Genomic DNA, 21,969 nt, shown 5'->3' on the forward strand with positions numbered 1-21,969 from the left:
AAGCGGGCGGGCCTCAGTTCACCTGCAGCTTCTTCAAGGCCTCGCAACTGGGCTGGTACTGCCGGTCGCAGGCGCTCTGGAACAACGCGCGGGCCTGGTAGGGATCGCGCTTGAAGCCTTCGGCACCCTGGGCGTACATGCTGCCCAGCACATGCTGGGCCATGGCGTTGCCGGCGGCGGAGGCCTGGCTGAGGTACCGCTGCATGGCCGGCTGGTTGGCGAAGGTCGGGTCGGTGCGGCCGGTGTAGAGGAAGGCGAGGCTGAAGGCCGACTGGGCATGGCCCTTGTCGGCGGCCTGTTTCCACCAGTACTCGGCCTGCTTGAGGTCCTTCTGCGGCTTGCCGACGAAGTAGAGGCTGCCGAGCTGGTACTGGGCGTCGAGGTCGCCGCGCTGGGCCAGCTGGCGAACCCGCTCGAACTCGGCGGCCTGTGGATCCTGCGGTGTAGCGGCGGGGGCCTGCGTCTGGGGCTGGCTCGGGGCGGCGGGCGGCTGATGCTGTTGCTGGACGCAGGCGGCCAGCAGGAACAGGGCGGTGATGCCGACGAGGCGCGGCAGGGTACGTTGAATGGACATGGGGCGGTTCTCCCTGGCGGAACAGGGTGCAGGGTAGATGCATCCATCCCCGGCGTCACTCGACGGCGGGGGGCAAACCGGTTATCAAACGCGGGAACCCGATTGCGGACCCGCCCATGAAAACCACCCTGGACGAACTGCTGGCCTTCACCACAGTGGTCGATACCGGCTCCATCACCGCCGCCGCCGACCAGCTGGCGCAGACCGCGTCGGGCGTCAGCCGCGCCCTCAGCCGGCTGGAAGACAAGCTCGACGTCACCCTGCTGCGTCGCACCACCCGGCGCCTGGAACTGACCGAGGAGGGCGAGGCCTTTCTCGTCCAGGCCCGGCGCATCCTCGCCCAGGTGGAGGAAGCGGAAGAGCAGATGGCCCTGCGCCGGCAGAAGCCCGCCGGGCGCCTGCGGGTCAACTCCGCCTCGCCCTTCATCCTGCATGTGCTGGTGCCCCTGGTGGCCGGCTTCCGCGAGCGCTACCCGGAGATCGAGCTGGAACTGCACAGCAGCGAACAGATCATCGACCTCATCGAGCACCGTACCGACCTGGCCATCCGCATCGGCACCCTGCGCGACTCCAGCCTGCACGCCCGCTCCCTGGGCTGCAGCCACCTCCGCGTGCTGGCCAGTCCCGCCTACCTGGACGCCCACGGCGTGCCGGACAGCGTGGAGGACCTGGCCCGGCACAGCCTGCTGGGCTTCACCCAGCCGGACAGCCTCAACGCCTGGCCCCTGCGCCATGCCCAGGGCGACAGCCTGGCGATCGAGCCGAGCCTGCGCGCCTCCAGCGGCGAAACCCTGCGCCAACTGGCCCTGGCCGGGGCCGGCATCACCTGCCTCTCGGACTTCATGACCCAGGCCGACCGGGCCAACGGCAGCCTGGTGCAGTTGCTGGCGGAGCACACCGTCGAGGTGCGCCAGCCCATCCACGCCGTCTACTACCGCAACACCGCCCTGGCATCCCGCATCGCCTGTTTCCTCGACCACCTGACCGAATGCCTGGCGCGCGAGGACTGGGTGCGGCGCTCGGCTGGGTGTCCATGATTCTGCTCACTTCAGGGGCTGGATGGCCCGTTAATTAAGGTTTTCTGACTCTCTCGTTGTTTATTTCGAACAAGGCGCTTGGCTTTGTGAATTTTTATGTGTAGATTTTCATGAAAATCACGCACATAAAATTCACGAGGCTCCCATGTTCAAGCAGTCCGCCCAGCATGTCGGCACCTACTACGCCCGCACCTACCCCGGCAGCATTCCCCTGCGCCCGATCCAGACCGGCGGCGAGGAGGCCGATGTCCTGATCATCGGTGCCGGCTTCAGCGGCCTGCACACCGGACTGCGCCTGGCCGAGGCGGGCAAGCGGGTGATCCTGCTGGAAGCCAGCCGCGTGGCCTGGGCCGCCTCCGGGCGCAATGGCGGGCAGGCCCTGCTGGGCTGGTCCTGCGACATGCCGCCGCTGGAAAAGGCCCTTGGCCTGGAGCGCACGCGCCGGCTCTGGGACAGCATGCGCTGGGCCGCCGACGAGATGCGCGAACTGCCGGGGCGCCATGGCTTCGACGTGGACTACCGCGTGGGCAGCCTCTGGACCGCGGTCATGCCGCGCCGGGTGAAGCTGCTGGAAGAAGCCCAGCACGACGCCATCCACAAATGGGGCTACGACCGCATGCGCCTGATCGGCCGCGAGGAGCTGCCGGAATGGATCGACAGCCCGCGCTACCAGGCCGCGCTCTACGACCCCGAAGCCGCCCACCTCAACCCGCTGAAACTGGCCCAGGGGCTGGCCGCCGCCATCGAGGCCCGGGGTGGCCGCCTCTACGAGCAGAGCCAGGTGCTGGAATACCGCCAGACGCCCTCGGGCTTCGTCGCCCGCACCGCCCGGGGCGAAGTGCGCGGGCAGGTGCTGGTGCTGGCCTGCAACGCCTATGTGGACGGGCTCGACCGCCAGCTCTCCAGCCGCCTGCTGCCGGTGGGCTCCTACCAGGTGGCCACCGCGCCCCTGGCGCCGGAACTGGCCCGCTCGCTGCTGCCGAAGAACAGCTGCGTGATCGACAACCAGTTCGTCCCCGACTACTTCCGCCTGACCCCGGACCACCGCCTGCTGTTCGGCGGCGGCTGCACCTACCTGGGCGGCCTGCCGAAGGACGTGCCGGCCGCCACCCGGCCTTACCTTGAGCGCGTCTTCCCGCAGCTCAAGGGCGTGGAGATCGAGTTCGGCTGGGGCGGCCACATCGACGTCAGCATGAAGCGCACCCCGGACATCGGCCGCGAGGGCGACCGCTACTGGCTGCAGGGCTTCTCCGGCCACGGCGTGCTGCCGACCCTGGCCGGCGCCCGGGCGGTGGCCGACGCCATCCTCGGCGACAGCGAACTGCTGGACCTCTACCAGGCCATCGGCAACCCGCGCTTCCCGGGGGGCTCGTTGCTGGCCGCACCCCTGGAGGCGGCGGGCAAGGCCTACTACCGCCTGCGGGACGTGATCTGAACGCCCGCCCCGGACTGGCCGATGGCCCCGGGACCTTGATTCAAGGAGCTTCCATGGACAAGCAAGATGAGATCGAAGGCCTCGCGATCCTGATCCGCGACCTGCGCAAGCACAAGAACGTGACCCTGGGCGACCTGGCCACCCGCATCGACCGCTCGGTGGGCTTCCTCTCCCAGGTGGAGCGGGGGCTGTCGCGCCCCACGGTGGCCGACCTCACCGCCATCAGCGAGGCGCTGGGGGTGCCCACCACCTATTTCTACAACCCCGGCAAGCCGCGCCAGACGCCCTGGGTGACCCGCCCCGGCGAGCGCCGCACCCTCTACTACGCCGGCGGCATCACCGACGTGCTGGCCTCGCCCACCATGTCCGGCGGCTTCTCCATGCTGGAGAGCCACCTGGAGCCCGGCGCCACCAGCGGCGAGGGGCATCTGGACGACAGTTCCGAGCAGGGCGGCTTCGTGCTCGAAGGCGAGCTGACGATCTGGTACGGCGACGCCGACCCGCCCGTCACCCTGCGGGCCAACGACAGCTTCCAGCTGCCGCCCCACGCCCAGTTCCGCTACGCCAACCTTTCCGACCAGCCCACGCGAGTCCTCTGGGTCTTCAACTGAGCACCCCGAGCGCCTCAGGACAGCAGTGATGACAACAACGACGCGATACCCCGATCTGCTCAGCGAAGTCCGCGCCTTCCGCGCCCAGTACCCGGAAGTCCGCTATGTGGACCTCATCTGCCTGGATATCCCCGGGCACTTCTACGGCAAGCGCTACCCCATCGACATGCTGGAGAAGGTGGCCGCCGGCAGCCCCTTGAAGCTGCCGCAGAACTGCGTGCTGCTGGGCACCCAGGGCGGCCTCTACCCCATCGGCGACTACTGCTTCGCCGACGGCGACCCGGACGCGCCGCGCCGCCTGGTGCCGGGCACCCTGAAACCGGTGCGCTGGGAGAAGGAGCCCCTGGGGCAGATGCTGATCACCTCCGACGGCACCGAGGCGCCCATCGAGTTCGAGCCCCGCGAGGTGCTGGCCCGCGTGCTGCAGCGCCTGGAGCGGCGCGGCATCCGCCCGGTGGTGGCCTTCGAGCTGGAGTTCTACCTCTTCGACCGCAAGCTCGACGCGGGCCTGCCGCGCTTCCCCCGCGACCCGCTGTGCGAGGACGAGGACGACCAGCCGAACATGCACATCGAGCGCCTCTCGCGCTTCTCCAGCGTGCTCCACGAGATGGTCGACGCGGCCAACGAACAGGGCGTCGCCGCCAACGTCATCACCGCCGAACTCGGCCCCGGCCAGTTCGAGATCAACTTCGGCCACTGCGACGACGGCCTCCAGGCCGCAGACTGGGCCGCCCTGTTCTGCCGCAGCACCCGGGGCGTCGCCCTCAAGCACGGCCTGCGTGCCAGCTTCATGAGCAAGCCCTACCTGGAGGCGCCCGGCAGCGGCATGCATGTCCACGTCAGCCTCTACGACCAGGACGGCAACAACCTGCTGGCCGCCGAAGAGCAGCGCCCGCTGCGCCATGCCGTGGCCGGCTGCCTCGAACTGCTGCCCCACTGCATGCCCATCTTCGCCGCCAACCACAACGCCTTCCGCCGCTACGGCGCCATGGTCAATGCCGCCAGCCGCGCCAGCTGGGGCTTCGAGGATCGCGACGCCTGCATCCGCATCCCCGAGTCCGACGGCCGCAACCTGCGCATCGAACACCGCCTGGCGGGCGCCGACGCCAACCCCTACCTGGTGCTGGCGGCCATCCTCACCGGCATGGAACACGGCCTCGACGCCGCCCGCGAGCCCATCGCCCCGCTCAACGACGACCGCACCAGTGGCATCGACTTCCCCAAGGACATGCTCACCGCCGTCGCCGCCATGGGCAGCCACCCGGTGGTCAACCAGGGCCTGGGCAGCGAGTTCGTCATGGTCTATTGCGAGAACAAGCGCCAGGAGTACCTGGACTTCATGAACGAAGTCAGCGCGCGGGAGTACCGCTGGTACCTGTGAGGCTACCGCCCCGGGTTCCCTGCCTTCGCGCGGGGTTCATGGTGCGCAGGGCGCACCCCACGAGGGGCGATGCCAGGTAGGGTGCGCTGCGCGCACCGGGCCCTCGCGCGGGATTCGTGGTGCGCAGGGCGCACCCTACGAGGGACGATGCCAGGTAGGGTGCGCTGCGCGCACCGGGCCTTCGCGCGGGATTCGTGGTGCGCAGGGCGCACCCTACGAGGGGCGATGCCAGGTCGGGTGCGCTGCGCGCACCGGGCGCTCGCGCGGGGTTCATGGTGCGCAGGGCGCACCCCACGAGGGGCGATGCCAGGTAGGGTGCGCTGCGCGCACCGGGCCTTCGCGCGGGGTTCATGGTGCGCAGGGCGCACCCCACGAGGGGCGACGCCAGGTAGGGTGCGCTGCGCGCACCGGGCCCTCGCGCGGGGTTCGTGGTGCGCAGGGCGCACCCCACGAGGGGCGATGCCAGGTAGGGTGCGCTGCGCGCACCGGGCGCTCGCGCGGGATTCGTGGTGCGCAGGGCGCACCCTACGAGGGACGATGCCAGGTAGGGTGCGCTGCGCGCACCGGGCGCTCGCGCGGGGTTCGTGGTGCGCAGGGCGCACCCCACGAGGGGCGATGCCAGGTAGGGTGCGCTGCGCGCACCGGGCCTTCGCGCGGGGTTCATGGTGCGCAGGGCGCACCCTACGAGGGACGATGCCAGGTAGGGTGCGCTGCGCGCACCGGGCGCTCGCGCGGGGTTCATGGTGCGCAGGGCGCACCCTACGAGGGACGACGCCAGGTAGGGTGCGCTGCGCGCACCGGGCGCTCGCGCGGGGTTCGTGGTGCGCAGGGCGCACCCTACGAGGGACGATGCCAGGTAGGGTGCGCTGCGCGCACCGGGCGCTCGCGCGGCGCACCTTCAAGACGGGCTCGCCGCCTCGAAGGCCGCCGACAGGTCCTCGGCGAAGGCCGCTTCCACTTCCCCCGGCTGCCGGGCGCGGTGCCGGGTGAGGTGGAACTGCACCCGGTAGCCGGTGGCGTCCGGCAGCAAGGCGCGTAGCTTGCCCGCCGCCACCCAGGGCGCGGCGATGTGTTCCGGCAGGTAGCCGATGTGCGCCCCCGAAAGGACGAACGCCAGGCTGCATTCCACCTGCTCGGTGCGGGCGCTGCTGGGGCCGGTGGGGAAGGGCTGCCGGGCCTCCTCGAAGCGATAGGGGTGCTGCACCAGGTCGCCGCTGGCAAGGTCGTCGAGGCCGATCTCCGCACGCTCGAACAGCGGATGCCCCGCTCCGCAGAACAGGCGTTGCTGCTCGCTGAACAGCGGCCGGTAGTCCAGCGCCGCCTGGGTGCCGGAGAAGTAGCCGATGGCCAGGTGCAGCTGGTCCTGCAAGAGGCGCCGCTCCAACTCCGCCGGCATGGCGCTGATCAGCTCGAAATGCACCGCCTGGTTGCGCCGGCGGAAGCGCCCGATGGCCTGGCCCAGGCGCTCCAGCACCTGGTCGTCCAGGGCTTCCGACAGGCCGATTCGCAGCTCCCCCAGCAGCAGGTCGGCCATGCCCCGGGCCTCGCCCTTGAAGGTCTCGATGGCGCCGAACAGCTTGCGGGTGGCCGCCAGCACCTGCTCGCCCTTGGGCGTCAGGCGGAAGCCCGCCTTGCCCCGCTCGCAGAGGCGGAAGCCCAGGCGGGTCTCCAGCTTGGCCATCTGCGTGCTGATGGTGGACTGGCCGATGCCCAGCTCGCCCTGGGCGGCGCTGAAGCCGCCGCTTTCCACCACGGTGACGAACAGGCGCAACAGGTGCAGGTCGAGGTCCTGGAGCTGGGTCAGCATGGTGGCACCAAACATTGATGGGAGTAGATGCCAAAGTAGAACACTTCATATTTATCGGAAGCAAAGGCCGGCGCAGCATGGCCCCATTCGCCACCCCTTCCAGGAGCCCGTCATGCGAATTCCCCTGTTGCTCGCCGCCCTTCTCGCCGCTGCGCTGCCGGTCCAGGCCGAGGAAAAGGCGCTGAACCTCTACAGCTGGTCCGCCTACATTCCCGAGCAGGCCCTGGAAGGCTTCCGGAAGGAAACCGGCATCCTCGTCAAATACGACATCTTCGACAGCAGCGAGGCCCTCGACGCCAAGCTGCTCACCGGCGGCAGCGGCTACGACGTCGTCACCCCGGCCAGCAGCGGGCTGGCCCGCGCCATCCAGGCGGGCGCCGTGCAGCCGGTGCAGCGCGAGCGGCTGCGGCACTTCGCCAACCTCGACCCCGAGCTGCTGGCCAAGCTGGCCACGGTGGACCCGGACAACCGCTACGGCGTGCCCTACACCTGGGGCACCGTGGGCCTGGGCATGAACAGGGAGGCGGTGACCCGGCGCATTCCCGATGCCCCCCTGAACAGCCTCGATCTCCTGTTCAAGCCCGAGTACGCCAGCCGCCTCAAGGATTGCGGTATCGCCGTGATCGACTCTCCCCAGGAGGTCATCAGCGTCGCCCTGCACTACCTCGGCAAGGACCCCTACAGCACCGACAAGGCCGACCTCGAGGCCGTCCAGGCCCTGCTCGGCCGGTTGCAGCCCAATATCCGCTACGTGGGGGCCGGCAGGCACATCAACGACCTGGCCAAGGGCGAGGTCTGCCTGGCGCTGACCTACAACGGCGATGCCGCCATCGCCGCCGACCAGGCACGCCAGGCGAAGATGCCCTTCGAGGTGATCTACCGCATTCCCCGCGAAGGCACCCTGATCTGGTTCGACACCCTGGTGATCCCGGCGGATGCGCCGCACCCCGAGGCCGCCCACGCCTTCATCGACTACATGCTGCGGCCCGAGTCCATCGCCGAGCTGACCAACACCCAGTTCTTCGCCAACGCCAACCAGGCCGCCACGCCGCTGCTGGACCCGGGCGTCGCCAACGACCCGGACATCTACCCCAGTGCCGAGGTGCGCGGGCGCCTGTTCGGCGAGCAGATCCTCAGCCTCAGGGAGCAACGGACCCGCACCCGACTCTGGACCCGCTTCCGCACGCAGTACTGACCTCAACCACCCTCACCCCCAGCCCCTCTCCCGGAGGGCGAGGGGAGCCATTGGAGCCCGAGATGGACCACGCTTTCGACAATGACCAGGCCATGACCCGCGACAGCCTCTACGGCACGGCGGCCGAATCCACCTACGGCGGCATCACCAGCTTCATGCGCCGCCGCTACAGCCGCGACCTCGCCGGCGTCGACCTGGTGGTGAGCGGGGTGCCCTTCGACACCGCCACCACCAACCGCCCCGGCAGCCGCTTCGGGCCGCGCGCCATCCGCGCCGCCTCGGTGCAGATGGCCTGGGCCCGCCACTACCCCTGGGAGTTCGATCCCTTCGACCACCTGGCGGTGATCGACTACGGCGACTGCGCCTTCGACCACGGCACGCCGCAGCACACCCCGGAACTCATCCAGGCCCACGCCGCGCGCATCCTCGAATCCGGCGCCGCCATGCTCACCCTGGGGGGCGACCACTTCATCAGCTACCCGCTGCTCAAGGCCCATGCGGACAGGCATGGGCCGCTGTCGCTGATCCACTTCGACGCCCACAGCGACACCTGGCCGGATGAAGAGGTGAAGCGCATCGACCACGGCACCATGTTCTACCACGCCGCCCGCGAGGGACTGGTGGACCCGGCGCGCTCGGTGCAGGTCGGCCTGCGCACCACCAATGACGACGTGATGGGCTTCCAGGTGCTGGACGCCCGCGAGGTGCACCGCCACAGCCCGGAACGGATCGCCGAACGCATCCGCGCACGGGTGGGCGACCACCCGGTGTACCTGACCTTCGACATCGACTGCCTCGACCCGGCCTTCGCCCCCGGCACCGGCACGCCGGTGTGCGGCGGACTCTCCAGCCACCAGGCGCTGGAAATCCTCCGGGGCCTGCGCGGCATCAACCTGGTGGGCATGGACGTGGTGGAAGTGGCGCCGCCCTACGACAACGCCGAAGTCACCGCCCTGGCCGGCGCGACCCTGGCGATGGAGATGGTTTGCCTCTATGCCGCGCGGCACAAGCTGGGCGCGCGCTAGGGCAGGGTCGCGAAAGGTGGACCGATGAAGCGTGGTCCACCCTAGGATCGAGACCCCGGCAGGGTGGATGCCGCTTTCTGCATCCACGCCGTGGCCAGGCGGGGCCGCGAAAGGTGGACCGATGAAGCGTGGTCCACCCTACGATCGAGCCCCCGGTAGGGTGGATGCCGCCGTTCGCATCCACGCGTGGCCAGACGGGGCCGCGAAAGGTGGACCGGTGAAGCGTGGTCCACCCTACGATCAAGACCCCGGCAAGGGTGGATGCCGCTTTCTGCATCCACGCCGTGGCCAGGCAGGGCCGCGAAAGGTGGACCGATGAAGCGTGGTCCACCCTAGGATCGAGCCCCCGGCGGTAGGGTGGATGCCGCTTTCTGCATCCACGCCGTGGCCAGGCGGGGTCGCGAAAGGTGGACCGATGAAGCGTGGTCCACCCTACGATCAAGACCCCGGCAAGGGTGGATGCCGCTTTCTGCATCCACGCCGTGGCCAGGCGGGGCCGCGAAAGGTGGACCGGTGAAGCGTGGTCCACCCTACGATCAAGACCCCGGCAAGGGTGGATGCCGCTTTCTGCATCCACGCCGTGGCCAGGCGGGGTCGCGAAAGGTGGACCGATGAAGCGTGGTCCACCCTAGGATCGAGCCCCCGGCAGGGTGGATGCCGCTTTCTGCATCCACGCCGTGGCCAGGCGGGGCCGCGAAAGGTGGACCGATGAAGCGTGGTCCACCCTAGGATCGAGCCCCCGGCAGTAGGGTGGATGCCGCTTTCTGCATCCACGCGTGGCCAGGCAGGGCCGCGAAAGGTGGACCGATGGTGCGCGGCCCACCCGATCTGCAAGGCGGCGTGCCGCACTTACCACAAGGGCAGGGTGTAGCTGAGGATCAGCCGGTTCTCGTCGAGGTCGCTGCCGAAGTTGCTGCGGGTGCTCGCATTGCGCCACTTGATGCCGAGGTTTTTCAGCGGGCCGCTCTGCACCACGTAGGCGATATCGGTGTTGCGCTCCCATTCCTTGCCTTCGCCGGCCGCGCCCCGCAGGTCGACGTTGTCGCCCGACAGGTAGCGGGTCATGAAGGTCAGGCCGGGAATGCCCAGGGCGGCGAAGTTGTAGTCGTAGCGCGCCTGCCAGGAGCGCTCGTCCTCGTTGCCGAAGTCGTTGATCTGCACCAGGTTCACCAGGTAGGCGTCGGCGCCGCTGATGTAGGCGAAGCCGGTGTCGCCGCTCATGCGCTGGTAGCCCAGGCCGAAGGCGTGGCCGCCCAGGCTGTAGGTGAACATCGCACCGAAGGCGTCGTTGTCCACGTTGCTGCCGCCGTCGTCGGTGCTGCGCGCCCAGCGGACGTCGCTCTTGAGCGACTGGCCTTCGGCGATGGGCAGCAGGTGGTTCAGGGTCAGGTAGTGCTGCTGGTAGAGGCCATCCAGGGCGCCGTAGTGGTAGGCGGTGCTGAGGCTGGGGGTCCACTTCCAGGTGGCGCCGGCGAAGTCGAAGCGGTCGCTGGTCCTGGCCCGGCCCAGCACGATGTTGCGGTTGCCGCCGTTGAACACGGTCATCTCCTCGTTATCGGAGGAGTTGCGCTGGTTGATGCGGTCGAAGCGGCCAAGGTCCAGGGTCAGGTTCTCCAGCTCCGCCGAGTTCGCCCAGGCGCCCCGGAAGGTCTGTGGCAGCAGGCGGCTGTCGTTGTGCAGGGCCACCGGCAGCTTGGGCATCAGGGTGCCCACCTTGAGGGTGCTTTGCGAGGCCCGCAGCTTGGCGGTCAGGCCCAGTTCGCCGTATTCGTCCTGGGCGCGGTTGGGCCGCTCGCGGTCGGATTTCAGCAGGCCGGTGCCGGTGCGGTCCGGGCTGGAATCCAGCTTCACGCCCAGCAGTCCGAGGGCGTCCACGCCCACGCCGACGGTCCCCTCGGTGTAGCCGGATTCGTAGCGCAGGAGAAATCCCTGGGCCCATTCCTCGGCCTTGTTCTGGGGGGCGCCGTCCTGGCGGAAGTCGCGGTTGAAGTAGAAGTTGCGCAGCTCCAGGCTGGCCTTGGAGTCCTGGATGAAGTCGGCGCTGGCGGGGCCGGCGAAGGCCAGGGAAGCGGCGCCGCAGAGGGTGAGGCAAAGGGTGTTGCGATCCATGTGTAGTCCTCTTCTTGTTGTTGTACGGGCACAGCGATTCCCGCTCCGGCGCACGACGCCGAAGGCGGAGGGGGGTGTAAAAAGACGCGGACCCAGGGGCGGGCCCGCGTTTTCACGCAAGCGAACTCAGTTCGGGCGGATCAGCCCGCGCAGCCCCAGGCGGGCCTCGCGGAACAGGCACGCATCCATCAGGCGTGGCGCGTGGACGATGGGGCGGAAGTCCATGCGGGCGAGGATGTCTCGCTCCAGGTCGACGCCGGGGGCGATCTCCACCAGCTCCAGGCCGTCCCGGGTCAGGCGGAACACGCAGCGTTCGGTGACGTAGAGCACCGGCTTGCCCGCTTCGGCGGCCAGGCGGCCGGCGAAGGTGCGGTGCTCGACCTTCGCGACGAACTTGCGCAGCTCGCCGTCCCGGACGATGCGCAGCGCGCCGTCCTCGATGCGGATGTCCTGGGGGCCGGCGCTGAAGGTGCCGACGAAGACCACCGCCTTGGCGTTCTGGCTGATGTTGATGAAGCCGCCGGCGCCGGCCAGCCGCGTGCCGAACTTCGACACGTTGAGGTTGCCCTCGGCGTCCGCCTGGGCGAGTCCGAGGAAGGCGATGTCCAGGCCGCCGCCGTCGTAGAAGTCGAACTGGTAGGGCTGGTCGAGCAGGGCGGCGTGGTTGCTGGCGGCGCCGAAGTCCAGGCCGGAGGCGGGCACGCCACCGATCACGCCGGGCTCGGCGGTCAGGGTCAGGAGATCGATCACCCCTTCCTCGGCCGCCACCGCCGCCACCCCTTCGGGCATGCCGATGCCCAGGTTCACCACCGCGCCCGGTTTCAGCTCCAGGGTGGCGCGACGGGCGATGAGCTTGCGCAGGTCCAGCGGCATCGGCGCCAGGCTGCCTTCCGGCACCTTCACCTCGGCGGCGAAGGCCGGGTTGTAGGCGGTGGCGAAGGTCTGCTGGTGGTTCTCCGGGGCGGCCACCACCACGCAGTCGACGAGGATGCCGGGCACCTTCACCTCGCGGGGATTCAGCGAGCCACGGGCCACCACCCGCTCCACCTGGGCGATCACCAGGCCACCGGAATTGCGCGCGGCCATGGCGATGGCCAGGCTCTCGATGGTCAGCGCCTCACGCTCCATGGAAAGGTTGCCGTCCTCGTCGGCGCTGGTGGCGCGGATCACCCCGACATGGATGGGAAAGGCCTTGTAGAAGAGGTAGTCCTCGCCATCCAGCGGCATGCGCCGGACCAGCTCCTCGGTGGTGCGGGCGTTGAGCTTGCCACCGCCGTGGGCCGGGTCGACGAAGGTGCCCAGGCCCACCCGGGACAACTGGCCCGGCTTGCCGGCGGCGATGTCGCGGAACAGCTGGGAGATCACCCCCTGGGGCAGGTTGTAGGCCTCGATGCGGTTTTCCACCGCGAGCTTCTGCAGGCCGGGCACCAGTCCCCAATGGCCGCCGATCACCCGCCGCACCAGCCCTTCGTGGGCCAGGTGGTTCAGGCCCCGGCCCTTGCCGTCGCCTTGCCCGGCGGCGTAGACCAGGGTCAGGTCGCGCGGGGCCCGCTCGGCCTGGAAGCGCTGCTCCAGGGCGATGGCGATCTCCTCGGCGAAGCCGATGCCGACGAAACCGCCGGTGGCCAGGTTGGCGTTGTCGGGGATACGCGCCACCGCAGCGGCGGCGCTCATCACTTTGCTCATGTCATACCTCGAGCGCTGTCGAAACCTGTAGGGAACCCGTCAGAAACTGCCGAACAGGCTGCCCAGGGTGATCACCACCGCCAGGGCCATCAGCGGGAAGACCACGGTGTTCATGAAGATGAATTTGTAGGAGTCGCGGTGGGTCAGCTTGCAGATGGCCAGGAGCGAGATCACCGCGCCGTTGTGGGGCAGGGTGTCCATGCAGCCGGAGGCCATGGCGGCGACCCGGTGCAGCAGCTCGGGGCTGATGCCGGCGGCGTTGGCCATTTCCAGGTACTGGGCGCCCAGGGTCTTGAGGGCGATGGACATGCCCCCCGAGGCCGAGCCGGTGATGCCGGCGAGGATGTTCACCGCCACCGCCTCCGACACCAGCGGGTTGCCCGGCACGCTCAGCACCAGGTCGCGGATCACCACGAAGCCGGCCAGGGACGCGATCACGGTGCCGTAGCCCACTTCGGAGGCGGTGTTGAGGATCGGCAGCATGGAACCGAAGGTGCCGTCGTTGAGGCTCTGCCTGAGGTCGGTCCAGCGCTTCCAGTGCAGGCCGACGAGCAGCAGCACGGCGGCGCCGAGGGCGACGATGATGGACCAGATGCCGATCACCGACTTGGCGTCCTGCAGGCCGCCGAATTCCGGCTTGGCCAGGTAGCTGGTGTCGAGGTTCGGCAGCACCTGCTTGGCCATCAGGTAGTTCAGGACGATCACCAGCAGGATCGGCGCCAGGGCCAGCCAGAAGCCGATGGCCGGGGCGTCGGACTGTTCCGCCGGGTCGTCCTTGTGGACGCCGTAGCCTTCGCCGGAGGCGATCAGCTTGCGGGCCTGGGCGCTCAGCCACCAGCTGCCGAGGACCAGCATGATCGATCCGCCGATCAGGCCGAGGATGGGCGCTGCGAAGGCGTCGGTGCCGAAGAAGGGGCTGGGGATGGCGTTCTGGATCGCCGGGGTGCCCGGCAGCGCGGTCATGGTGAAGGTGAAGGCGCCCAGGGCGATGGCGCCCGGCAGCAGGCGCTTGGGAATGCCCGCCTCGCGGAACAGCGCGGTGCCGATGGGGTACACGGCGAAGGCCACCACGAACAGCGAAACGCCGCCGTAGGTGAGCAGGCCGCAGGCCAGCACGATGGCCAGCACGGCGCGCTCGCGGCCCAGCTTGGCGACGATGCCGTGGGCGATGGCGCGGGCCGAGCCGGAGTCGTCCATCAGCTTGCCGAAGATGGCGCCCAGCAGGAACAGCGGGAAGAACTGGATCAGGTAGCCGCCCAGGGATTTCATGAACACCTGGGTGTAGGTGGGCAGCATCAGCGCCGCGTCACCGGCGAAGAGCACCGCCAGCAGGGCCATCAGCGGGGCCAGGATGAGCACGTTGATGCCGCGGTAGGCGAGGTACATCAGCAGAGCGAGGGAAAGCAGGATACCTAGGGTGCCCATGGAAACTTCCTTCTTGTTGTTGTTTTCCGCCGCGTGATGCGGCTGGTGGTGGGCCGGGTGTCGGCCCTTGTGTCGTATAGAGCGAAAGCCGTGCCAGGTGGGCTGAAAAGGGGGCGGGACGGCTCTGGAATGGGGCTTGGGCGGATTCTATGGGGTGCCAGGGAATCTTCATCAGTGTCCATGAAAATGGACGATGTCCATTGTGTTGGACGGTTCATGCTGGGGACTGTCCAGATTGATGGACATGCTTCGCCTGAAACTCCGGCTGATGGGTTTCGTGCCTCAACCCATCCTGCGGCGACCTTTGCCTCCTTCGCGGGATGGGATCAGCCCGGCGAATCCCATCGCCCCTACAACCCGTGGGCCTGGAGCTTGTTGTAGAGGCTGGCGCGGGCGATGCCGAGGCGTTCGGCGGCCTGGGTGCGGTTGCCCTTGCAGGCGGCGAGGGCGGCGAGGATGGCGGCGCGTTCGGCCTCGGCCAGGCTGTCCGCCAGGGGGCGAACCGGGGTGGGAGACTCGGGAGCGGGCGCTGCCGCTGCCGGCAGGGCGACGGCGGGCAACGGGTCCACCAGCAGTTCGGCCAGCTCCGACGCAGCCAGGGGCTGGCTGCCATCCCCCAACAGCTGCGCGCGCTCCAGCAGGTTGCGCAGTTCCCGCACATTGCCCGGCCAGGGTTGCGCCGCCAGCAGGGCCAGGGCGTCGTCGGTCAGTTCCAGCGGCGGCTGGCCGGAGCGGCTGGCGATGTCGTCGGCCAGGTGCTCGATCAGCGCCGACAGGTCCTCGCGGCGCTCCCGCAGGGGCGGCAGGCGCAGGGCGAGGACATTGAGGCGGTAGTAGAGGTCTTCGCGGAACGCCCCGGCGGCCACCTTGGCCTCCAGGTCCACGTGGGTGGCGGCGATCACCCGCACGTTCAGCGCCTTGACCTGGTTGGAGCCGAGCGGCTCCACCTCCTGCTCCTGCAGCACCCGCAGCAGCTTGGCCTGGAGCGGCAGCGGCAGGTCGCCGATCTCGTCGAGGAACAGGGTGCCGCCATCGGCCAGCTCGAACTTGCCGGCCCGCGCACGGCGGTCGGCGCCGGTGTAGGCGCCGGGGGCGGTGCCGAACAGCTCGGCCTCCACCAGGGATTCGGGGATGGCCGCCACGTTCACCGCGACGAAGGGCCCGCTGGCCCGCAGCGACAGGTTGTGGATGCCCTGGGCCAGCAGTTCCTTGCCGGTGCCGGTCTCGCCCCGCAGCAGCACCGTGGCGTCCAGTTGGGCGGCGCGCCGGGCCTGGCGCTTCACCTCGCTGGCGGCGGCGCTGGAGCCGATGAAACCGGCGATGGTGTAGCGGGCGCGGCGTGCCCGGGCCAGTTCGCGCTGGGCGGCGGCCAGCTGGTTCTGCAACTGGTTGTACTTGGCCATGACCGGCTGCAGGTGGCGGGCACGGTCGAACAGCACGAAGCCCAGGGCGCCCACCAGCGTCCCATCCTCGTCCCGCAGGGGAATGCGGGTGACCACGAAGTGCTCGTCGCCGAAGGCCATCAGGTCGAGCATGCTCGGCGCGCCGCTCTGCACCACCTCCCGCAGGCGGCTGGCGGGCAGCACCGCTTCCACTTCCTGGCCGAGGACCGAACGCGGGTCGGCGATGCCGAGCTTCTCGGCGTACTTGTCATTGATCCAGACGATGCGCGCCTGGCGGTTCACCGCGATGGTGCCCTCGCACTGGGCGTTGAGGTGGTCGAACAGCAGCGGCATCGCCACTTCGCGGAAACGCTCGGGGGAGACGCCGATGACCAGGCCGTGCTGGTCGAGGTCTTCGCTGGCGATGGGCATGGCGGGGGCATCCGGTTGAAACATTCGGCGGCGATTATGGGGCGCGAATTCCCCGAACGCCTAGCCTGTAGGAATGTCAGAAATCCCGCAGTAGATCTTTCCCACAAGGAGTTAACGCATGGACCTGATCCGCATCCTCATCGCCATCCTTCTGCCGCCGCTCGGCGTCTTCCTGCAGGTGGGCTTCGCCGGCGCCTTCTGGCTGAACATCCTGCTCACCCTGCTGGGCTACATCCCCGGCATCGTCCACGCGGTGTACATCATCGCCAAACGTTAGGAGGGGGAGGGCTGATGGGTTTCGCAGGCTCTACCCATCCTACGTCGCCCCTGCAGCCCGGCGCGTTCCGCAGGATGGCGTAGAGCGAAGCGAAACCCATCGACCGGGGTCAATCCACCATCCGCACCCAGCGGATCCGGCGCGTTCCGTAGGATGGCGTAGAGCGAAGCGAAACCCATCGGCGGGGTCAATCCACCATCCGCACCCAGCGGATCCGGCGCGTTCCGTAGGATGGCGTAGAGCGAAGCGAAACCCATCGACCGAGGTCAATCCACCATCTTGATCAGCAGGATGCCGGCGGTGACCACGCAGGCGGCGAGGATGCGGCGCAGGCCGAAGGGTTCCTTGAACACCAGGCTGGCGATGATGGCGGCGATGATCACGCTGCTTTCCCGCAGCGCCGCCACCTTCGCCACCGCATCCAGGGTCATGGCGTAGAGCACCAGGCCGTAGGCCACGCAGTAGTTGAAGCCGCCGAACAGCCCGATGCGCCAGTTCTCCCGGGCGAAGCGCAGCACCAGGGGACCCCGGCGCATCCAGGCGATCACCGGGGTGGTCATGCTCTGCATCAGGGTCAGGTAGACCACGAACTGCAGCACGCCGTCGGCCCGGCGCACGCCCTGGGCGTCGATCAGGGTGTAGAGCGCCACACCGACGCCGGCCAGCGCCGCGCACCCCAGCGCCTTGAGGGCATTGGTCTCCAGGCGGGTGGACAGCAGGCTGAGGATGCCCAGGGAGATCAGCACGATGCCCAGCAGCATCGCCCCCGACAGCCGCTCGCCGAACACCAGCCCGGCGGCCAGCGCCACCAGCAGCGGCGGCAGGCCGCGCACCACCGGGTACACCTGGCCGAAGTCGCCGTAGTGGTAGGCCCGGATCAGCAGCAGGCGATAGAGGGTGTTCACCACCACCGACAGGCCGATCAGCCCCCAGACCACCAGCGGCGGCGGGCTCACCAGGGGCAGCAGCGCGAGGCTCAGGCAGAAGGCCACGCCGTCCACCAGGGCCATGGAGGACAGGCGATCGCTGCCGGACTTGATCACCGCGTTCCAGGCGGCGTGCATCAGCGCGGAGAGCAGCACCAGCAGGGTGGCGAGATCGGTTTCGTTGAACACGGTGGGCTCCGGCGAGCGCGGGGGGATTGCTGGCTAGCGTGCGGCGTCACCGATCCATCATTCAAATCGTTTATCGTTATCCGCCGGATAAGTCCCACTGATGGAGTGGCCATGAACCTCTTCCAGCTCCGCGCCTTCGATGCGGTGGTCCGTGAAGGCAGTTTCACCCGCGCCGCCGAGCGCCTGTGCATCAGCCAGCCGGCGGTGACCGGGCATGTGAAGGCCCTGGAGGAGCATTACCAGGTAAGGCTGCTGAGGCGCAGTGCGCGGCAGGTGGAGCCCACGGAGCTGGGCCGCAGCCTGGCCGCCATCAGCCACCAGCTGTTCGCCCTGGCGGAGAAGGCCGAGGACCTGCTGGACACCAGCCAGGCGCTGGAGGCCGGCCGGCTCGACCTGGCCGCCGACAGCCCGCACCTGGTCATGCCGCTGCTGGCGCGGATGCGCGAGCGCTACCCCGGCGTGGCCATCAACCTGCGCCTGGGCAACACCCAGGAAACCCTGGCGGCGCTCAATGGCGAGCGGGTCGACCTGGCGCTGGTGAGCGATATCCCGCCCCGCACCGGCCTGCACCTGATGCCCCTGGGCGCGACGCGGCTGTGCCTGCTGCTGCCGGCCGGCCATCCCTGGGTCGGACGGCGCAAGGCGCTGGCGCTCAACGAGTTGCGGGGCCAGGTGCTGTTGCAGCGCGAGCCCGGTTCCCTGACCCGGCGCACCTTTGAGCGGGCCTGTGCGGCCCAGGAGCTGGAACTGCGCGCCGCGCTGGAACTGAACAGCCGCGAGGCGGTGATCGAGGCGGTGGCGGCGGGGCTCGGCGTCAGCATCCTCTACGCCCAGGAAGTGCCCCGCGATCCCCGGGTCGCCGCCCTGCCGCTGAAGGGCGAGGGGCTGGAGAGCCGGCACTTCCTCGCCTGCCTGGACAGCTATGCGGCGCTGCGGGTGGTGAAGGCCTTCTACGAGGTGGCCGGCGACCAGGTTCCCGGGCTTCCCTCTCCCCCGGCCCCGCTCCCGGAGGGCTAGGCGAACTGGCTCGGGGGCCAGAGCCGTTCGCCACCGCCCGGGGCTTCCTTCCACGCCTGCAGGGAGCGCGTCGGCAGGTCGAAGTACTCGCGGGTGCGGGCGTAGCCGTGACCGCCCATGCGGCCGATGGCGTCGAGGCCGAGCTGGTCGATGTAGAGGGTTTCCGGGTCGATCAGGTCGTCGCGCACATGGGCCATCAGCACTTCGCCGAGGATGATCTCCCGCGAGTGGCCGATGGACAGGCCCATCATCCGCCGACATTCCAGGGCCACCGGCGCTTCGAGGATGCGCGGGCAGCCGACGCGGCTGCCGGGCACGGCGGTGAGCCCGGCCGCCACCAGTTCGTCGAAGCCCGGTTCGAAGGGCACGGCGCAGACGTTCATGGCTTCCACCAGGGCGTCGTTGACAATGTTCACCGTGAATTCCTGGTTGATCAGCACATTGCGGCTGGTGTCCTTGGGCGTCAGGTCGGCGTGGTTCTCCACGCCGAGGGCGAGGATCGGCGGGTCGGCGGAAAGGGCGTTGAAGAAGCTGAAGGGCGCAGCGTTGGCGCGGCCATCGGCGTCCACCGTGGTGACCAGGGCGATGGGCCGGGGGACCACGCTGCCGATCAGGATCTTGTACTTCTCGCGGGGGCTCAGGCGGGCGAAATCGAAACTCAGCATGGCGTGTTCTCGTGTTGTCGTTCGGGGTTGCCGGCGCGGGTGACGAGGGGGTGTTCGGCACCCCAGGCGTCGGCGTAGGGAATGGCCGGCTGGAACAGGCGGCGCCAGTCGGGACGGCCGGGGGCGCGTTCGGCGTGGCTTTCCATCAGGCGCTGGAACTGGCGCTGGGCCTGGCGTTGCAGGCTGGGGTAGTCGACCCCCTTGACCTGGCCGTTCTCCATCACGCAGCGGCCGTCGATCCAGCTGGCGATGCAGTCGTCGCCGCGGCCGGCGAGGATCAGGTTCTTCAGCGGGTCGAACAGCGGGCCCAGGTGCAGGCCGTCGAGGCTGAACACCGCGATGTCGGCCTTGGCGCCGGGCGCCAGGCGGCCCAAGTCGTCGCGGCCCAGGGCCCTGGCGCCGCCGAGGGTGGCGGCGTTGTAGTAGTCGAGGGCGCGGGTCCTGTCGCTGCCCCCTTCGCGGATCCGGGCGATGTTCAGGCCCTGGCGCATGTTGTCGATCAGGTCCGCCGGCCAGGTATCGGTGCCCAGCGCGAGGTTGATGCCCCGGGCGCGGTAGCGGCCGAAGGAGTCCAGGGACTCGCCATCGCGGGCGAAGACCACCGGGCAATGGACCAGACTGGCGCCGCTGTCGGCCAGCCGCGCCAGGTCGTCCTCGCCTTCGATGTGGATGCCGTGGGGCAGCAGCGCGCGCGGCCCGAGCAGGCCCAGCCGCTCCAGCCAGGCCAGGGGCGCGGCGCCGCGCAGGCGCTTGACCAGGGCCACTTCGTCACGGCCCTGGCAGCAGTGCAGGCGCACCGGTGCGTCCAGCTCGCGGGAGAGGGCGACGGTGCGCTCCAGCAGCGCCGGGGTGCAGGTCTGGATGCGGTCCGGCAGCAGGGCTCCGCGAATCAGCCCGCCGTGGCGGCCGTCGAAGTCGCGGAAGAACCGCTCGGCCGCGTCCAGCCCGGCCAGGCCCCGGGTTTCGTCCCAGTGCTCGCGCAGCTGGCCGTTGGCATCGAGGTACTGCATGCCGCTCATGTAGCAGGGGCCCAGGTAGGTGCGCAGGCCCAGCTCGGCGGCCACGCCCGCCACCGCCGCGAACTCCTCGTAGGTTTCCGCCCACTCGCGGTAGTACATGGAGGTGATCGGCAGGGCGGTGGTGATGCCGTTGCGGATCAGCTGGGTGAAGGCGTAGCGGTACTTGAACACTTCCTCGTCGAAGCGGTAGCTCTCCCGGGGGCCGCGCGCCAGGTATTCCGCCGACCACAGGCGGCCCATGGCGCGCTCGTCGCCGTTGTCCAGGCAGAGCACGGTGGAGTCCAGGTCGCCCAGGGCGTCGAGGTCAATCAGGCCAGGGCTGACCAGGGCGTTGCCGTAGTCGATCCAGCGCGCCACCGGGCCGGGATAGCCCCGGCCGACGAAGGCCACGCGGTCGCCCTCCAGCACCACTTCGCCCTCGCGCCAGAGCACATGGCGGGTGCCGTCGAAGCCCACCACGCAACTGGCCCTGAGGCCGATGCGCGGGCTGTTCACAGGCGGCTCTCCAGCAGGCGTCCTTGTTCGGCGATCAGGCGTCCGGCGCGGTACACCCGCCTGGGCGGCCTCGCCACCACGGCCTCGCCCAGGCTCTGGGCCTCCATCAGCAGGAAGTCCGCCGCGCCGCCCGGGGCCAGCGTCTGCCCGGCGCGGCCGAGGGCCCGGCTGCCGTGCAGGCTGGCGGCGTCGAAGGCGGCGGCCAGTTCATCGTCCTTGGCCAGGTCGAAGCGGAACGCCAGCAGCATGGCGCGCTCCAGCATGTCGCCGTTGCCCATGGGCGACCAGGCATCGCGGATGCCGTCGGAGCCGAGGCAGAGGTTCACGCCCGCCGCGCGCAGGGCGAGAAAGGGCGGCACGGCGCAGTCGGCGGGAGCCGAGCTCATCAGCGAGATGCCCAGCTCCGCCAGGCGCCGGGCCAGGGGTTCCACCTGGCTCCAGGGCGCCATGCCCAGGCAGTAGGCGTGGCTGATCATCACCCGGCCCTGGCGGCCGAAGCGTTCGGTGTAGTCGGCGATGCGGGCGATCTGCCAGAGCCCCAGTTCGCCCTTGTCGTGCAGGTGGATGTCCACGCCCCGGTCGAACTCGGCGGCGAGGCCGAAGACGATGTCGAGCTGGGCGATGGGGTCGTTGTCGATGCCGCAGGGGTCCAGCCCGCCGACGTTCTCCACGCCCAGCGCCAGGGCCTGGCGCATCAGTTCCGCGGTGCCCGGGCGGCTCACCAGGCCGGTCTGCGGGAACGCCACCAGCTCCAGGTGGATCAGGTCGCGGTAGCCCTCGCGCAGGGCCTGCATGGCCTCCACATGGCTCAGGCCGAACTCGGGGTCGATGTCCACATGGCAGCGCAGGGTCAGCGAGCCCCGGGCGATGCAGTTCTCCAGCAGGGCGCCGGCGCGGGCGGCGATGGGCGCCTCGACTTCCCGCAGCACGCGGCGCTCGTTGGCGATGTAGTCCTTCAGCGCCGGCCCGGCGCTGTTGGGGCGCCAGGGCTGGCCCCAGAGGGTCTTGTCGAGGTGGATGTGGCTTTCCACCAGGGGCCGGGTCATCAGTTGGCCGCCGCCGTCGACATCACCGGCGGCCAGGGGCGCGGCGCTGGCCGGACGGCGCTCGGCTAAGACGCCGTCGCGGATGAGGAAGTCTTCGGCCGCGCCGCCGAAGGGGCGGACGTTGCGCAGCCAGTAGGCGTGAGTCATGGGGACCTCGAAGGCAGATTACGAATGGTGAAAGGTCATGTAGGAGCGAGCATTTCCGTAGGATGGGTTTCGCTCCGCTCTACCCATCC

General features: G+C 69.5%; 18 protein-coding genes. 8 read left to right on the top strand and 10 right to left on the bottom strand.

Going from position 1 to position 21,969, the window contains the following annotated elements; genetic code table 11:
- Positions 1-13: 13 nt before the first annotated feature.
- Positions 14-574 carry a tetratricopeptide repeat protein gene (locus KF707C_RS02245; RefSeq protein WP_003453889.1) on the bottom strand — a complete coding sequence of 187 codons (561 nt, stop codon included), beginning with the start codon at positions 572-574 and terminating at the stop codon, positions 14-16.
- A 116-nt stretch (positions 575-690) separates the two neighbouring features.
- On the opposite strand from KF707C_RS02245, the gene KF707C_RS02250 reads away from it, so the two are divergent.
- The 4 genes from KF707C_RS02250 to KF707C_RS02265 all read left to right on the top strand — a co-directional run bounded on the left by KF707C_RS02250 (position 691) and on the right by KF707C_RS02265 (position 5,038).
- The gene (locus KF707C_RS02250) at positions 691-1,611 is read left to right on the top strand and encodes a LysR substrate-binding domain-containing protein (protein WP_003453890.1); all 921 of its coding nucleotides are present in this window, start codon (positions 691-693) and stop codon (positions 1,609-1,611) included.
- Positions 1,612-1,756: 145 nt separating this feature from the next.
- Positions 1,757-3,046, top strand: a complete 1,290-nt coding sequence (locus KF707C_RS02255) for an NAD(P)/FAD-dependent oxidoreductase (protein WP_003453895.1) — start codon at positions 1,757-1,759, stop codon at positions 3,044-3,046.
- A 53-nt stretch (positions 3,047-3,099) separates the two neighbouring features.
- Positions 3,100-3,657: a helix-turn-helix domain-containing protein gene (locus KF707C_RS02260; protein ID WP_003453897.1), complete on the top strand. Its 558-nt coding sequence runs from the start codon at positions 3,100-3,102 to the stop codon at positions 3,655-3,657.
- 28 nt (positions 3,658-3,685) lie between these two features.
- Positions 3,686-5,038: a glutamine synthetase family protein gene (locus KF707C_RS02265; protein WP_003453899.1), complete on the top strand. Its 1,353-nt coding sequence runs from the start codon at positions 3,686-3,688 to the stop codon at positions 5,036-5,038.
- An 898-nt stretch (positions 5,039-5,936) separates the two neighbouring features.
- On the opposite strand, the gene KF707C_RS02270 is transcribed toward KF707C_RS02265, so the two are convergent.
- Positions 5,937-6,845, bottom strand: a complete 909-nt coding sequence (locus KF707C_RS02270; RefSeq protein WP_003452064.1) for a LysR family transcriptional regulator — start codon at positions 6,843-6,845, stop codon at positions 5,937-5,939.
- A 112-nt stretch (positions 6,846-6,957) separates the two neighbouring features.
- Here KF707C_RS02270 and KF707C_RS02275 point away from each other — a divergent pair, with 112 nt between their 5' ends.
- Together KF707C_RS02275 and speB are read left to right on the top strand one after the other, a co-directional pair.
- Positions 6,958-8,040: a polyamine ABC transporter substrate-binding protein gene (locus KF707C_RS02275; protein WP_003452065.1), complete on the top strand. Its 1,083-nt coding sequence runs from the start codon at positions 6,958-6,960 to the stop codon at positions 8,038-8,040.
- A 62-nt stretch (positions 8,041-8,102) separates the two neighbouring features.
- On the top strand, positions 8,103-9,065 hold the full coding sequence (gene speB / locus KF707C_RS02280; RefSeq protein ID WP_003452067.1) for an agmatinase: 963 nt from the start codon (positions 8,103-8,105) through the stop codon (positions 9,063-9,065).
- An 849-nt stretch (positions 9,066-9,914) separates the two neighbouring features.
- Here the strand turns inward: speB and KF707C_RS02285 are convergent.
- The 4 genes from KF707C_RS02285 to KF707C_RS02300 form a co-directional block, all read right to left on the bottom strand.
- Positions 9,915-11,174 carry an OprD family porin gene (locus KF707C_RS02285; RefSeq protein ID WP_003450270.1) on the bottom strand — a complete coding sequence of 420 codons (1,260 nt, stop codon included), beginning with the start codon at positions 11,172-11,174 and terminating at the stop codon, positions 9,915-9,917.
- 126 nt (positions 11,175-11,300) lie between these two features.
- Positions 11,301-12,860, bottom strand: a complete 1,560-nt coding sequence (locus KF707C_RS02290; protein ID WP_003450265.1) for an acetyl-CoA--acetoacetyl-CoA transferase subunit alpha — start codon at positions 12,858-12,860, stop codon at positions 11,301-11,303.
- A 39-nt stretch (positions 12,861-12,899) separates the two neighbouring features.
- Positions 12,900-14,285 (bottom strand): GntP family permease, encoded by a 1,386-nt coding sequence (locus KF707C_RS02295; protein WP_003450263.1) that lies wholly within the window; start codon positions 14,283-14,285, stop codon positions 12,900-12,902.
- Between the two features lie 350 nt (positions 14,286-14,635).
- Entirely contained in the window at positions 14,636-16,099 is a 1,464-nt protein-coding gene (locus KF707C_RS02300; protein ID WP_003450261.1) for a sigma-54 interaction domain-containing protein, read from the bottom strand.
- A gap of 118 nt (positions 16,100-16,217) precedes the next feature.
- Between KF707C_RS02300 and KF707C_RS02305 the strand changes: the two genes are divergently transcribed.
- Positions 16,218-16,376 carry a YqaE/Pmp3 family membrane protein gene (locus tag KF707C_RS02305; protein ID WP_003450258.1) on the top strand — a complete coding sequence of 53 codons (159 nt, stop codon included), beginning with the start codon at positions 16,218-16,220 and terminating at the stop codon, positions 16,374-16,376.
- A gap of 266 nt (positions 16,377-16,642) precedes the next feature.
- Here the strand turns inward: KF707C_RS02305 and KF707C_RS02310 are convergent, their stop codons facing one another.
- Positions 16,643-17,491: an EamA family transporter gene (locus KF707C_RS02310; protein WP_003450254.1), complete on the bottom strand. Its 849-nt coding sequence runs from the start codon at positions 17,489-17,491 to the stop codon at positions 16,643-16,645.
- Positions 17,492-17,602: 111 nt separating this feature from the next.
- On the opposite strand from KF707C_RS02310, the gene KF707C_RS02315 reads away from it, so the two are divergent.
- Positions 17,603-18,508: a LysR substrate-binding domain-containing protein gene (locus KF707C_RS02315; protein WP_003450248.1), complete on the top strand. Its 906-nt coding sequence runs from the start codon at positions 17,603-17,605 to the stop codon at positions 18,506-18,508.
- Here KF707C_RS02315 and KF707C_RS02320 read toward each other — a convergent pair.
- The 3 genes from KF707C_RS02320 to KF707C_RS02330 are packed head-to-tail and all read right to left on the bottom strand — an operon-like array spanning position 18,505 to position 21,880.
- Positions 18,505-19,173 carry a flavin reductase family protein gene (locus KF707C_RS02320; protein WP_003450246.1) on the bottom strand — a complete coding sequence of 223 codons (669 nt, stop codon included), beginning with the start codon at positions 19,171-19,173 and terminating at the stop codon, positions 18,505-18,507. The genes KF707C_RS02315 and KF707C_RS02320 overlap by 4 nt on opposite strands.
- Entirely contained in the window at positions 19,167-20,687 is a 1,521-nt protein-coding gene (locus KF707C_RS02325) for an amidohydrolase family protein (RefSeq protein WP_003450243.1), read from the bottom strand. The genes KF707C_RS02320 and KF707C_RS02325 overlap by 7 nt, the downstream gene beginning before the upstream one ends.
- Positions 20,684-21,880: an amidohydrolase family protein gene (locus tag KF707C_RS02330; protein ID WP_003450240.1), complete on the bottom strand. Its 1,197-nt coding sequence runs from the start codon at positions 21,878-21,880 to the stop codon at positions 20,684-20,686. The genes KF707C_RS02325 and KF707C_RS02330 overlap by 4 nt, the downstream gene beginning before the upstream one ends.
- Positions 21,881-21,969 lie beyond the last annotated feature (89 nt).

It is taken from the genome of Pseudomonas furukawaii (genome assembly GCF_002355475.1).
GTDB classification, from domain to species: Bacteria; Pseudomonadota; Gammaproteobacteria; order Pseudomonadales; family Pseudomonadaceae; genus Metapseudomonas; species Metapseudomonas furukawaii.

Bases quoted from the DNA above. Each gene is read 5' to 3' on its own strand.
- KF707C_RS02315 (WP_003450248.1), top strand. From the start codon at position 17,603: ATGAACCTCTTCCAGCTCCGCGCCTTCGATGCGGTGGTCCGTGAAGGC.
- KF707C_RS02300 (WP_003450261.1), bottom strand. From the start codon at position 16,099: ATGCCCATCGCCAGCGAAGACCTCGACCAGCACGGCCTGGTCATCGGC.
- KF707C_RS02305 (WP_003450258.1), top strand. From the start codon at position 16,218: ATGGACCTGATCCGCATCCTCATCGCCATCCTTCTGCCGCCGCTCGGC.
- KF707C_RS02285 (WP_003450270.1), bottom strand. From the start codon at position 11,174: ATGGATCGCAACACCCTTTGCCTCACCCTCTGCGGCGCCGCTTCCCTG.
- KF707C_RS02250 (WP_003453890.1), top strand. From the start codon at position 691: ATGAAAACCACCCTGGACGAACTGCTGGCCTTCACCACAGTGGTCGAT.
- KF707C_RS02290 (WP_003450265.1), bottom strand. From the start codon at position 12,860: ATGAGCAAAGTGATGAGCGCCGCCGCTGCGGTGGCGCGTATCCCCGAC.
- KF707C_RS02330 (WP_003450240.1), bottom strand. From the start codon at position 21,880: ATGACTCACGCCTACTGGCTGCGCAACGTCCGCCCCTTCGGCGGCGCG.
- KF707C_RS02275 (WP_003452065.1), top strand. From the start codon at position 6,958: ATGCGAATTCCCCTGTTGCTCGCCGCCCTTCTCGCCGCTGCGCTGCCG.
- KF707C_RS02270 (WP_003452064.1), bottom strand. From the start codon at position 6,845: ATGCTGACCCAGCTCCAGGACCTCGACCTGCACCTGTTGCGCCTGTTC.
- KF707C_RS02265 (WP_003453899.1), top strand. From the start codon at position 3,686: ATGACAACAACGACGCGATACCCCGATCTGCTCAGCGAAGTCCGCGCC.
- speB (WP_003452067.1), top strand. From the start codon at position 8,103: ATGGACCACGCTTTCGACAATGACCAGGCCATGACCCGCGACAGCCTC.
- KF707C_RS02245 (WP_003453889.1), bottom strand. From the start codon at position 574: ATGTCCATTCAACGTACCCTGCCGCGCCTCGTCGGCATCACCGCCCTG.
- KF707C_RS02295 (WP_003450263.1), bottom strand. From the start codon at position 14,285: ATGGGCACCCTAGGTATCCTGCTTTCCCTCGCTCTGCTGATGTACCTC.
- KF707C_RS02320 (WP_003450246.1), bottom strand. From the start codon at position 19,173: ATGCTGAGTTTCGATTTCGCCCGCCTGAGCCCCCGCGAGAAGTACAAG.
- KF707C_RS02260 (WP_003453897.1), top strand. From the start codon at position 3,100: ATGGACAAGCAAGATGAGATCGAAGGCCTCGCGATCCTGATCCGCGAC.
- KF707C_RS02255 (WP_003453895.1), top strand. From the start codon at position 1,757: ATGTTCAAGCAGTCCGCCCAGCATGTCGGCACCTACTACGCCCGCACC.